General features: G+C 68.5%; 11 protein-coding genes. 4 read left to right on the top strand and 7 right to left on the bottom strand.

All coding sequences use genetic code 11. From position 1 onward, the window contains the following. Positions 1-19: 19 nt before the first annotated feature. Together trpD and NUV38_RS02615 are read right to left on the bottom strand one after the other, a co-directional pair. Positions 20-1,066: an anthranilate phosphoribosyltransferase gene (trpD, locus tag NUV38_RS02620; protein WP_257727624.1), complete on the bottom strand. Its 1,047-nt coding sequence runs from the start codon at positions 1,064-1,066 to the stop codon at positions 20-22. After that, positions 1,063-1,485, bottom strand: a complete 423-nt coding sequence (locus tag NUV38_RS02615; RefSeq protein ID WP_056555574.1) for a response regulator transcription factor — start codon at positions 1,483-1,485, stop codon at positions 1,063-1,065. The genes trpD and NUV38_RS02615 overlap by 4 nt, the downstream gene beginning before the upstream one ends. 69 nt (positions 1,486-1,554) lie before the next feature. On the opposite strand from NUV38_RS02615, the gene NUV38_RS02610 reads away from it, so the two are divergent. From NUV38_RS02610 to NUV38_RS02595, 4 genes are all read left to right on the top strand, one after another. Then, entirely contained in the window at positions 1,555-2,133 is a 579-nt protein-coding gene (locus NUV38_RS02610) for a heme-copper oxidase subunit III (RefSeq protein ID WP_257727723.1), read from the top strand. Positions 2,134-2,242: 109 nt separating this feature from the next. After that, complete coding sequence (locus tag NUV38_RS02605; protein ID WP_257727623.1) at positions 2,243-3,076, top strand: c-type cytochrome; 834 nt, start codon at positions 2,243-2,245, stop codon at positions 3,074-3,076. A gap of 2 nt (positions 3,077-3,078) precedes the next feature. After that, positions 3,079-4,146 (top strand): ubiquinol-cytochrome c reductase iron-sulfur subunit, encoded by a 1,068-nt coding sequence (locus tag NUV38_RS02600; RefSeq protein ID WP_257727622.1) that lies wholly within the window; start codon positions 3,079-3,081, stop codon positions 4,144-4,146. Continuing rightward, positions 4,143-5,846, top strand: coding sequence for a cytochrome bc complex cytochrome b subunit (locus NUV38_RS02595; protein ID WP_257727621.1), 1,704 nt, complete (start codon positions 4,143-4,145; stop codon positions 5,844-5,846). Before NUV38_RS02600 ends, NUV38_RS02595 begins: the two co-directional genes overlap by 4 nt. Positions 5,847-7,024: 1,178 nt before the next feature. Here NUV38_RS02595 and NUV38_RS02590 read toward each other — a convergent pair. The 5 genes from NUV38_RS02590 to NUV38_RS02570 form a co-directional block, all read right to left on the bottom strand. After that, complete coding sequence (locus NUV38_RS02590; RefSeq protein WP_257727620.1) at positions 7,025-8,209, bottom strand: Ig-like domain-containing protein; 1,185 nt, start codon at positions 8,207-8,209, stop codon at positions 7,025-7,027. Between the two features lie 39 nt (positions 8,210-8,248). Then, positions 8,249-8,653: a cytochrome c oxidase subunit 4 gene (locus NUV38_RS02585; RefSeq protein WP_308219639.1), complete on the bottom strand. Its 405-nt coding sequence runs from the start codon at positions 8,651-8,653 to the stop codon at positions 8,249-8,251. A gap of 3 nt (positions 8,654-8,656) precedes the next feature. After that, on the bottom strand, positions 8,657-10,423 hold the full coding sequence (ctaD, locus tag NUV38_RS02580; protein WP_257727619.1) for a cytochrome c oxidase subunit I: 1,767 nt from the start codon (positions 10,421-10,423) through the stop codon (positions 8,657-8,659). Then, the gene (gene coxB, locus NUV38_RS02575; RefSeq protein ID WP_257727721.1) at positions 10,423-11,277 is read right to left on the bottom strand and encodes a cytochrome c oxidase subunit II; all 855 of its coding nucleotides are present in this window, start codon (positions 11,275-11,277) and stop codon (positions 10,423-10,425) included. Before coxB ends, ctaD begins: the two co-directional genes overlap by 1 nt. 122 nt (positions 11,278-11,399) lie before the next feature. After that, complete coding sequence (locus NUV38_RS02570) at positions 11,400-12,383, bottom strand: carbohydrate kinase family protein (RefSeq protein WP_257727618.1); 984 nt, start codon at positions 12,381-12,383, stop codon at positions 11,400-11,402. Positions 12,384-12,496 lie beyond the last annotated feature (113 nt).

The following is a 12,496-nucleotide window of genomic DNA, read 5'->3' as shown; positions in this document are numbered from 1 at the left end:
GCACGCGGCCGTCGCGTCGTCAGCGAGGGGGCGCGAGCTCCTGCGTCACGGTCGACCAGCGCGCCAGCACCTCGCGCGCTGCGCCGCTGTCGATCGACGTGCGCGCCTGCTCCATCCCGGCCCCCAGCCGCTCGAGCAACGGCCCGCTCCCCCCGGCGTGGGCCGCCAGGGCCGCTCCGGCGTTGAGCAGCACGGCGTCGCGCACGGGTGAGGTCTCACCGTCGAGCACGCGCCGGAACACGTCGGCGTTGTAGGTCGGGTCGCCCCCGCGCAACGCCTCGGGCGAGGAGAGGTCGACACCGAGGTCCCGCGGGTCCAGCAGCTCCTCGACGACCTGCCCGTCCGCGACGGTCCAGACCCGAGTCGTGGAGGTGGTGGTGATCTCGTCCAGACCGTCGTCGCCCCGGAAGACGAACGCGTCGTCACCGCGGTCGGCGAACACCTGCGCCATGAGCGGAGCGGTCCGCAGGTCCGAGCACCCCACGGCCGACGCCGCCGGACGGGCCGGGTTCACGAGCGGGCCGAGCACGTTGAACGGCGTCGCGATGCCGATCTCGCGTCGCGGCGGCCCCGTGAAGCGCAGCCCGGGGTGGAACAGGGGGGCGAAGCAGAAGGTGATGCCGGCTCGCTCCAGCACCGTCGGCACTGCCTCCGCCGGAACGTCGAGACGGATCTGCAGCACCTCGAAGACGTCGGCCGTGCCGCTGTCGCTGGAGGCCGCCCGGTTGCCGTGCTTGACCACGGGCACGCCCGCACCGGCTGCCGTGACCGCCGACATCGAGGAGATGTTCACCGTCTTGGCCCGGTCTCCCCCGGTGCCGACGATGTCGACGACCCGGCCGGGCACGTCGACGAGGACGGCCTTCGACAGCAGCGCGTCGACGAGGCCCTGCAGCTCGGCCTGGGAGATCCCCTTGGCGCGCAGCGCGACCGCGAAGGCAGCGATCTGGGCGGGCGTGCTCTCCCCGTCCAGGATCGAGGCCATCGCCCACGCCGTCGACCGGGCGTCGAGGTCGTGCCCGAGGACCAGGGCGTCGAGCACGTCGGGCCAGGTGTGGGCGCTCACGCCGTGAGCACGGACCGCGCGAGCCCGATGACCGCCTCGGCCAGCCGCAGCGGGTCGATCGGGTGCGAGACGGCGGCCTCGGCCCGCGACCACGTGGCGAGCCAGGCGTCCTGCGGGCGACCCGTGAGCACGAGCACCGGCGGCGCCTGGAAGATCTCGTCCTTCATCTGACGAGCCACGCCCAGCCCACCTGCCGGGTTGGCCTCGCCGTCGAGGATCACGAGGTCGGGTCGACGGCGCGTGTCGTCGAGGTGCTGCCACACGACCGGCTCGGTGGCGCACTCCACGTACTCGAAGGGTGGAAGGTCCGGGTGCGGACGCGTGCCGAGCGCTGTGATGACGGCATTCCTGACGTCTCGGTCGTCGCTGTAGACCAGGACGTGGAACCTGCTGCTCTCGGTCACGTTCGAATCGTACATAATGAGCGCGTGGCCACTACTTCCGTGATCCCCGCGTCCCGACTCCACGGCACCGAGGGACGTCCCTCGATGGTGACCGTCGGCACGATCGTCTGGCTCTCCAGCGAGCTGATGTTCTTCGCCGGCCTCTTCGCCGCCTACTTCACCGTGCGCAACGTGACGCCCGAGCTGTGGGCGCAGGAGACCCAGCTCCTCAACGTCCCGTTCGCGACGATCAACACCACGATCCTCGTGCTGTCGTCACTCACCTGCCAGTTCGGCGTCTTCGCCGCCGAGCGTGGCCGCGCCGGGCGCACCGGGACCATCTGGCAGATGGGCAAGTGGGGCATGCGCGAGTGGTTCATCCTCACGTACGTCATGGGCGCGGTCTTCATCGGCGGCCAGGCCACCGAGTACGCCGAGCTCATCCAGGAGGGCGTGACCATCCCGTCCTCGGCCTACGGCTCGCTCTTCTACCTCGCCACCGGATTCCACGGCATCCACGTGGTCGGCGGTCTGCTGGCCTTCCTGCTCGTCATCGGCCGCACGCTCGTCGCCCGCCGGTTCACCCACGAGCAGGCCATCTCGGCGATCGTCGTGTCCTACTACTGGCACTTCGTCGACATCGTGTGGGTGGCGCTGTTCCTCACGATCTACGTGATCAAGTAGTCGATCCGGCGCTTCCACGCCGGACCTTCCCTTCTTAGGCCAACCTAACCCCGGCGACCTGCGACGACGCTAGGTACGCTGAGGTCCCCTAACAGGAATGAGGTTCTCGGTGCGCACTCTGTCGACCCGCCGCCGTCATCCCCTCGCCGGACTCGTCGTCCTGCTGGTGGGACTCGTGACGGCCGGATCCCTCTGGGCCGCCGCAGCCCCCAAGCCCGCGCAGGCCGAGGAGTACACGGCGCGCGACGTCGAGGTGGGGCGCGAGCTCTTCCTCGTCGGCTGCGCCAGCTGCCACGGCAAGAACGCCACGGGCATCACGACGAAGGACGGCGGCAACTACGGTCCGTCGCTCATCGGCGTGGGTGCCGCCTCGGTCGACTTCCAGGTCGGCACCGGCCGCATGCCCATGGCCCAGACCGCGCCGCAGGCACCGCGCAAGGAGCCCGAGTACGACGCCGAGGAGACCAAGCAGCTCGCTGCGTACATCGCCTCGCTCGCGCCCGGACCGGCGATCCCTTCGGAGGAGTACCTCGACTACGGCACCGTCGATGCTGACGGCCTGAAGGAGGGCGGGGAGTTCTTCCGCACCAACTGCACCGCGTGCCACAACTCGGTCGGTGCCGGTGGTGCCCTCCCGAACGGGCGCTACGCCCCCACGCTGTCGGGCGTCAGCGCCAAGCATCTCTACGAGGCCATGCAGACCGGCCCTCAGCAGATGCCGGTGTTCAACGACGAGCTCATCACGCCGGAGGACAAGCGCAACATCATCGCGTACATCAAGAACGTGCAGGAGCAGCCCAACTACGGAGGCGTCGCCGGCGGCGGCCTCGGCCCGGTCGTCGACGGCGTCTTCGTCTGGTTCGTCGGCATCGGAGGCCTCGTGGGATTCGCCATCTGGATCGGCGCCCACGGGGCACGTGTGAAGAACAAGAAGAAGGCCTGATCATGAGCGAGGACCTCGAGCGGCGCGACAGCTCCGGCACCCCGGCCCGGACCGAGCCCGTCCAGGACCCGGGACTAGCGCCCCACCAGTGGCGTCCGACCGACGTGGACCCGGCACAAGAGCGTCGCGCCGAGCGTCAGGTCTCGGGCATGTTCTTCGCCGCGGCCCTGCTCTTCGTGGTGTTCTGCTTCTCCTACTTCCTGATCGACGAGGACCAGACGTTCCTCAACTGGTCCGCCTCGAACTTCGCGCTGGGCGCCACCCTCGGCGGCGGCATGCTGCTCATCGGCGTCGGCATCATCCAGTGGGCCAAGAAGCTCATGGGCGACCACGAGATGGTCGAGATGCGCCACCCCGCCAAGTCCTCCGACGAGGACCGCGCGGCGGTCATGGCCGACATCAATGCCGGCATCGAGGAGTCGACCTTCGGCCGACGCCCGCTCATCCGCAACAGCCTGTTCCTCTCCGTCGGCGCGCTGGCGCTGCCGTCCGTGGTGCTCCTGCGTGACCTCGGTCCGCTCCCCCACGGCCAGGACGAGACGGTGTGGAAGAAGGGCATGCGGGTCGTCAACGACGTGTCCGGCCTGCCGATGCGTCCGGAGGAGATCGAGGTCGGTCAGCTCATCAACGCCGAGCCGGCCGTGTTCTTCCCCGCCGAGGGCGAGGAGGAGGCCGAGTACCACGGCCACGAGCTCCTGGCCGCGAAGTCCAAGGCGGCGATCATCGTGGTGCGCATGCGCCCGGAGGACATCACGCCCGAGCAGGGCAAGGAGAACTGGGGCATCGACGGGATCCTCTGCTACTCCAAGATCTGCACGCACGTCGGATGCCCGATCTCCCTGTGGGAGCAGCAGACGCACCACCTGCTCTGCCCGTGCCACCAGTCGACGTTCGACCTGGCCGACAACGGCAAGGTCATCTTCGGCCCGGCGCACCGCCCTCTCCCCCAGCTGCCGCTGGGTGTCGACTCCGAGGGCTACATCATCGCCATGAGCGACTTCCCCGACATCGTGGCGCCGAGCTACCCCGAGCTTGCGCGCGACCAGAAGAGACTGGATGGTGAGTCATGAGCAACGACACCTACACCCCGGTCGAGGACACGGCCTTCGGCAAGAAGGCCGCCGGGCCGGTGGGCTGGCTCGACGACCGTCTGGGGCTCGCCGGTGTGGCGAAGAAGAACCTGCGCAAGGTCTTCCCCGAGCACTGGTCCTTCATGCTCGGAGAGATCGCGCTCTGGAGCTTCGTCGTCCTGCTGCTGACCGGCGTCTTCCTGACGTTCTGGTTCCAGCCGAGCATGGCCGAGGTCGTCTACGACGGCTCCTACGCCCCCTTCCGGGGCCTGGAGATGTCGCAGGCCTACGCCTCGACGCTGCACATCTCCTTCGACATCCGTGGCGGTCTGCTCATGCGGCAGATCCACCACTGGGCGGCGGCGCTGTTCGTCGGCGCGATGATCGCCCACATGCTCCGCGTGTTCTTCACGGGCGCGTACCGCAAGCCGCGTGAGATCAACTGGGTCATCGGTGTCGGCCTGCTGACGCTCGGCATGGTCGAGGGCTTCGCCGGCTACTCCCTGCCCGACGACCTGCTGTCGGGCACGGGCCTGCGGTTCGTCGACGGCATGATCCGCTCGGTCCCCATCGTGGGCTCCTACGTGGAGTTCTTCATCTTCGGCGGCGAGTTCCCGGGCGAGGAGATCATCCCCCGTCTGTACATGGCGCACATTCTGCTGATCCCGGCGCTGCTGCTCGGCCTCATCGCCGCGCACATGCTGCTGCTGATCTACCACAAGCACACGCAGTGGCCCGGCGCCGGACGCACCAACGACAACGTCGTGGGCTACCCGATGCTCCCCGTGTACGCGGCCAAGGCCGGCGGCTTCTTCTTCGTCGTCTTCGGCTTCACCGCCCTCATGGGTGCCATCATCCAGATCAACCCGGTGTGGGCGTACGGCCCGTACAACCCGTCGGAAGTCACTGCGGGCTCGCAGCCGGACTGGTACATGGGCTTCTCCGAGGGCCTCGTGCGCCTCATGCCGGCCTGGGAGAGCACGTTCCTCGGCTACACGTGGAGCTGGAACATCTTCATCCCCGGCGTGGGTGGCCTGGGCGTCCTGTTCACGACGCTCTTCCTGTGGCCGTTCATCGAGCGCTGGATCACCGGCGACGAGCGTGAGCACCACCTGCTCGAGCGCCCGCGCAACGCCCCGACGCGCACCGCGTTCGGTGTCGCCGGCATGACGTTCTACGGCGTCGGCTGGGCGGCCGGCGGCAACGACATCATCGCCACCCAGTTCCGTCTCGACATCTTCGCCCTGACCTGGGTCTTCCGGATCGGACTGTTCGTCTTCCCGGTCCTCGCGTTCTTCATCACCCGCCGCATCTGCATCGGGCTGCAGCGGGCCGACCAGAACAAGATCCTGCACGGCTACGAGACGGGTGTCATCGAGCGCTCGCCCGACGGCAGCTACGCCGAGCGTCACGCTCCGCTCCCGGTCCTCGAGCAGTACCGCCTCACGGCCCACGACCGGGTCCCGGCCCTCGAGGCCCCGGCCGAGACGGACGAGAACGGCGTGGCCGCTCCGGCCGGACGCAAGGCCAAGCTGCGCCACAAGGCACGCTCGTTCTACTACCACGGCGCGATCGACAAGCCGACCGTGGCGGAGGTCGAGCACGCCGAGGAGCATCTCGGTGAGATCGAGGGGCACCCCGTGCACCTCGGCGAGGACTTCCAGGGCGTGTCGGAGACCGGCATCCCGAAGTCGCACTGAGCACCATCACCGCACGAAGGCCCCCGCTCCGGCGGGGGCCTTCGTCGTTCCCGGGTGGCGCAGGACTCTGCGTTCCCGGCGACGCAGGATTCTGCGTTCGTGCGTGGCCGGCCGAAGGATGCTGCGTTCGTGACGGGATCCCGTAGCGAACGCAGCATCGTTCGCGCTTCTGCGCGGGGAGGCAGAATCGTGCGTCCGGCGCGGTGACGTCTGCGCGGGGGTGACGACCGACCGGCGAACCTGGGCGAACCGCCGGGCGCGGCCGGCGCGACGGAGCTTCGCCCTGCGGCTGCGTCGCCGCGGCTGGGTCGCTCCTCGCTGCTGCGTCGCTCCGGCCGGCTCTTCACTCGCTGCTGCGTCGCTGTGACTGGCTCTTCACTCGCTGCCGCGTCGCTCCGGCTGGCTCTTCACTCGCTGCTGCGTCGCTGTGGCTGCGAGTCGGGTCATTCTCCGAAAGGGCCTCGACCGGCGGACGCGTCCGGGCTCGGGTGGGCTCTCGGAGCGCGGGTCGGGGGACGCACGATTCTGCGTTCGTGCGTGAGGGGGCGAAGGATGTTGCGTTGGCTACGGGATCCCGTCACCAACGCAGCATCATTCGGGTTCCTGCACACGAAGGCAGAATCCTGCGTCCGGCAGAGCCCCGCGTGCATCGGGTGGGCAGAGATTCTCCCTCTGCGCGGACCGTTCCACGCGAAAGGAGAATCCCTGCCCGTACGGGGCCCCTGGTCGTCGCCACGATTCTTCCTTCGCGAGGCACGGTCCACGCGAAGGAAGAGTCGTGCGTGGATCCCGCACAGATGAAGAATCGTGGCCGCGCCCCGCAGACCCACTCGAGCCCAGACCCCCTGTTGCGGTCGAGGCCCTTTCGGAGGCCGCCCCGACTCGCAGCCACAGCGACGCAGCAGCAGGTGAAGGCCCACCGGCAGCGTCGCAGCCGCAGGACGCGCGCCTTCCCGCCAGCGACGCAGCCGCAGGACGCGCGCCTTCCCGCCAGCGACGCAGCCGCAGGAAGCGCGCCGCTCCCGTCAGCGACGCAGCAGCACGTGAAGGTCAACGGCAGCGACGCAGCACCACCCGAAAGCCCACTGCAGCGGCGCAGCAGCGTGCGCGATGCCCACCGGAACGGGACGCAGCCACCCCGGACGTCCCAGAGCCCCCTCGGCGACGCAGAACGCCCCTCAGGACGCCGCAGGGTCCAGCGCCGACCCCTTCGTCCACTCGCTCCAGTCGACGTTCCAGTCGGTCCAGCCGTTGTTGTCCTCGAGGGACCGGGGGCTGTTCACGAAGCGCACGACGTCGCCTCGGCGGGAGCGGTCGTAGACCCACTTGGCATCGGCCGTGCTCATGCCCACGCAGCCGTGGCTCACGTTCTCCCGACCCTGCGAGCCGACCGACCAGGGGGCGGCGTGCAGGAACTCCCCGGAGTTCGTGACCCGCATGGCCCAGCGGACGTCGCTGATGTCGTAGTAGTCGGGATCGGAGGAGTCCACGCCGGTGGTGGCGGCGTCCATGTCGACCGAGGAGAACCTCTCCATGATCACCTTGGTGCCGCGCCGGGTCTCGTTCCCGGGCTTGCCGGTGGACACCGGGATCGTGCGCAGCTTCTCGTCGTCGACGCTCATCGTCAGCGTGTGCTTGGCGACGTCGACCGTGGTCACGACCTTCTTGCCGATCGTGAAGGGGATGTCCTGGTCCTGCTGGCCGTACACCCCTCCCCCGGCGGGAAGGCTGTTGAGGTCGAGGTCCACCGTCACCTTCGTCCCGGCGGGCCAGTAACGCTCGGGGCGGTAGTGCACGACGGAGTCGCTGATCCAGTGCCACGACCCCTCGACCTCGGGGGTGGACCGGACGTGCATGTTCTCCTCGAACAGCTCCCGGTTCTTCACGGGGATGTCGAAGGTGACGATGACCGGCATGCCCACGCCGACCGTCTCGCCCTTGAGCGGAGCCACCGACGGATAGGTCTGGTCGTCCAGGGTCAGCGTCTGGGTCGTGAACGTGCGCACGAGGTCGACGTCCTTGCCGTCGTCGCCACGGACCTGCGCGGTGAGCGTGTAGGCCGTGCCGGGCTCGAGCCGCGAGGCCGCCGTCCAGCCGGACTCGCCACCCTCGCCCTCGATGGCGTCGGCGCCGTCCTCGGTGGACAGGGAGGCCTCGACGATCGTCCCGTGCTCGACGTCGACCTCCACGAGGGTGTCGACGGGCACGTCGGCCGCCTTGTCCTTGACGTTGGCCGTGACGACGGCCGGCTCCTTGGGGGCCACGGCCTCACGAAGCGATCCGCCCGAGGTGCAGGCTGCCAGGAGCGACGCGATCGCCACGACGACGAGCACGACGCGGTGCCCCAAGAACGTTGACCTCACCGCGTCATCCTACGCGGCGGGGACCAACATCCAGGCTGATCAGTGGGCGTGGACGCCGCGGTAGTACTCGAAGATCCAGCCGCAGAGGGTCACGGCACCGATCGTCGCGCCGATGATGAACAACCACCAGCCGATGACCACGCCGAGCACGATCGTGCCGAGCGCCAGGGCGCAGTAGAGCGGCCACCAGCTGTACGGCGGGAAGAAGCCCAGCTCGCCGGCGCCGTCGGCGATCTCGGCGTCGTCCAGGTCCTCCGGACGGCTCGGGATCTGCTTGGCCACCACGTACAGGTAGAAGCCCAGCAGGGCGCACAGCAGGAACGTCATGACGAGCGCCGTGGTGCCCGTGGGGTCCCCGGTCAGCACCCAGTACACCGGCGCGATGAAGACGAAGAAGATCCCGCAGGAGATGATCGTCCAGTACTCGGCCTTCATGCCCTTCATGGCTCAGTGACCGTCCTTCTCGGGGTTCTGGGACTTCTGGTGCTCGTCGACCACGTCCGCCTTGCCGTTGGTGTTCGGGGCGTCGGCGAAGACGCTGTCCTCGTCGGGGTTGTGCAGCAGCTCCAGCTCGGCGATCTCCGGGTGGTGGAGGTCGAACGCCGGGCTCTCGCTGCGCACCCGCGGCAGGGAGTGGAAGTTGTGGCGCGGCGGGGGCGAGCTCGTGGCCCACTCCAGCGAGCGGCCCCAGCCCCACGGGTCGTCGAGCTTGACCAGCGGGCTGTTGCGCGACTTCCAGACGTTCCAGAGGAACGGCAGGGTCGAGGCGCCCAGCAGGAACGCGCCGATCGACGAGATCTCGTTGAGCGTCGTGAAGCCGTCGTTGGGGCCGTAGTCCGCGTAGCGGCGCGGCATGCCCTCCACGCCCAGCCAGTGCTGGACGAGGAACGTCAGGTGGAAGCCGATGAACAGCAGCCAGAAGTGGACCTTGCCGAGTTTCTCGTCCAGCATGCGGCCGGTGAGCTTGGGCCACCAGAAGTAGAAGCCGGCGAACATCGCGAACACCACCGTGCCGAACACGACGTAGTGGAAGTGCGCCACCACGAAGTAGGAGTCCGACAGCGAGAAGTCGAGGGTGGGCGAGGCCAGGATGACACCCGTCAGACCACCGAAGAGGAAGGTGACGAGGAAGCCGATCGAGAAGATCATGGGGGTGTCGAAGGACAGACTCCCCCCCCACAGCGTGCCGATCCAGTTGAAGAACTTCACGCCGGTCGGTACCGCGATCAAGAACGTCATGAAGCTGAAGAACGCGAGGTCGACCGCCCCGGTGACGAACATGTGGTGGGCCCACACGGCAACCGAGAGGGCCGCGATGAGCAGCGTCGCTGCCACCAGGCCGACGTACCCGAAGATCGGCTTGCGGCTGAAGACCGGCAGGATCTCGGAGATGATGCCGAAGAACGGCAACGCGATGATGTAGACCTCGGGGTGCCCGAAGAACCAGAACAGGTGCTGCCACAGGATCGGTCCCCCGTTGGCCGCGTCGAAGACGTTGGCCCCGAGCATGCGGTCGGCGGCCAAGGTGAGCAGCGCAGCGGCGAAGATCGGGAACGCGATGAGGACCAGCAGGCTGGTGACGAGCGTGTTCCAGACGAAGATCGGCATGCGGAACATGGTCATGCCGGGCACGCGCATGCAGAAGATCGTGGTGATGAAGTTGACGGCTCCGAGAATGGTGCCGAGACCTGACATCCACAGACCCATGACCCAGAGGTCGCCGCCGACGCCCGGAGAGTTCACGCTGTCCGACAGCGGGGCGTAGGCGAACCAGCCGAAGCTCGCAGCTCCGCCGGGCACGAACAAGCCGCCCACGACGATCGTCGAGCCGAACAGGTACAACCAGTAACTGAACATGTTGAGACGCGGGAACGCGACGTCGGGGGCGCCGATCTGCAGGGGCATGATCGCGTTGGCGAAGCCGAAGAACAGCGGCGTCGCGAACATCAGCAGCATGATCGTGCCGTGCATCGTGAAGGCCTGGTTGTAGGCCTCGTCACTCAAGAGGTTGGAGCCCGGCTGCGCCAGGTTCGCCCGGATCGCGAGGGCGAGCACGCCGCCGATCAGGAAGAACACGAACGACGTGACCAGGTACAGGTTGCCGATCACCTTGTGATCGGTCGTGGTCATGATCGTGACGACCTTCTGGCCGAGCGTCGTCTCACGGACGGCGGTCTGCTCCCGACCGTCGTCGAATGCCGCAGTGGTGGCCATCAGTTGCCCGCACCTTCCTGGACGCTCTCGTCGTCCGTGTTCGACGTGTCTGGGCCGTCGAGCCCGGTGACCGTGTCGGCCTCCTTCTGGCCGGCGGGTGCGCCTACTTGGCCGAGCTCGGCCAAGTCCCGCAGATGTGCCTGGTACTCCTCGGGGGAGACGACCTTCACCTTGAAGATCATCCGCGAGTGGTAGAGCCCGCACAGCTCGGCGCACCGCCCGGTGAAGGTCCCCTCACGCGTCGGCGTCATGTCGAAGCTGTTGTCGCGACCCGGGACGACGTCCATCTTGAAGTAGAACTCCGGGATCCAGAACGAGTGGATCACGTCGGGGCTCGTCAGGTTGAACCGCACCGACTCACCCAGCGGGAGCCACAGCTCGGCCGGCTGGGCGGGCGTGCCGAAGTCGTACACGTCCTCGCCCTGCGTGGCCTGCTCGTCGAGGTAGTTGAAGGCCCACTGCCACTTGGAGCCGACGACCTGGATCGTGTGATCGGGGTTCTCGACCTCCTCGAGCACCTCGTTCTGGCTCGTGACGGTGTGGAAGAAGAAGACCGCGACGACCACGACCGGTGCGATCGTGTACAGCGCCTCCAGCGGGAGGTTGTAGCGCACCTGCGTCGGGATCTCGTCGTCGCTGCGACGCCGGTACCGGACCGACGCGTAGACGATCAGGCCGAAGACGAGCACGAACACGACGAGGACGGCGATCCAGGCGCCGAGCCACAGGTCCCACACGGGCTGCGACCGATCGCTCGCGGCGACCGGCAGCGCGAGCCGCTCGATGTCGTTGTCCGCGACGGGCGAGCAAGCACTGAGGAGAACCGCGAGGACGACAGCAGCCGCCAACTTCATCCGACCCACGAGGCGCCTTTCTAGTCCACACCAGTCATGCGATGACACAAGAACAGTACCCCGACGTCGTCCGTGACGGGGAGGTAAGGGCACCCTTCCTAGGGTGCACTCGCGGGGTGAGCTCACACCAGGCTCAGGGCGGCGTCGACCTCGACCCGGGCGGCCTCGCCGTAGGCTCCCTCGAGCCGTCCGAGGAACGCCTCGCGGGTCAGGCGGTACTCCTGCGTGCCGGTCGTCTCGACGACGCTCGCGGCGATGGTGCAGCCGATCTGGGCGCACCGCTCGAGGGTCAGGCCCGCGGCCACACCGGCGAGGAACCCGGCGCGGAAGCTGTCGCCGACGCCGGTCGGGTCGACCGACGTCACGCCCGGGATGGCCGCGACCTCGACGGCCGGGCCCTCGGACGGGTACACCGTGACGCCGTCCTTGCCGCGCGTGACGACGCGGGTGCCGACGCGCGCCTGCACGTCGTCGGCCGACCAGCCGGTCTTGCTCTGGATGAGGGCGTCCTCGTAGTCGTTGCTGAACAGGTAGGCGGCACCGTCGACGAGGTCACGGATCAGGTCGCCGCCGGCCCAGGCGAGCTGCTGCGAGGGGTCCGCGGCGAACGGGATGCCGAGCGACCGGGCCGTCTCGGTGTGGCGCTGCATGCCGGCCGGGTCGTCCGGTCCGATGAGCAGCAGGTCGATCGGCCGCTCGCGGTGGATCTCCCCCACGTCGATGCGCCGCGCCTCGGCCATGGCGCCGGGGTAGAACGTGACGATCTGCGCGTGGGCGTCGTCCGTCGTGATGGTGCACAGGGCCGTGTGGGCCGTGGGCGAGACGTGGACGAGGGAGCAGTCGACGCCCGCGTCCTCGAGCCAGGTGCGGTAGCCCTGCTCCACGAAGTCGGTGCCGACCGAGGCCACGAGCGTCGGTCGGTGGCCGAGCGCGGCCAGGGCGAAGGAGATGTTCGCCGCACACCCTCCTCGGCGGATGTCGAGGTCCTCGACGAGGAAGGAGACGGACAGCTTGTCCAGCTGGTCGGGGACCAGGGAGTCCGAGAACCTTCCCGTGAAGACCTGCAGGTGGTCGGTGGCCACGGAACCGGCGATCGCGAGATGCACCCGACGAGACTAGACGACGGCCCCCTGCGTGCGCAGGAGGCCGTCGTGTGAGGAGGTCGTGCGTGACCTCGGGCGTGCTGGTGCGTTCACGAGCTGTGCAAGCGTGGCCCCGG

This window comes from Aeromicrobium sp. 50.2.37 (assembly GCF_024655735.1).
Lineage (GTDB): Bacteria > Actinomycetota > Actinomycetes > Propionibacteriales > Nocardioidaceae > Aeromicrobium.
This window is presented reverse-complemented; position numbering and strand designations above follow the sequence as displayed.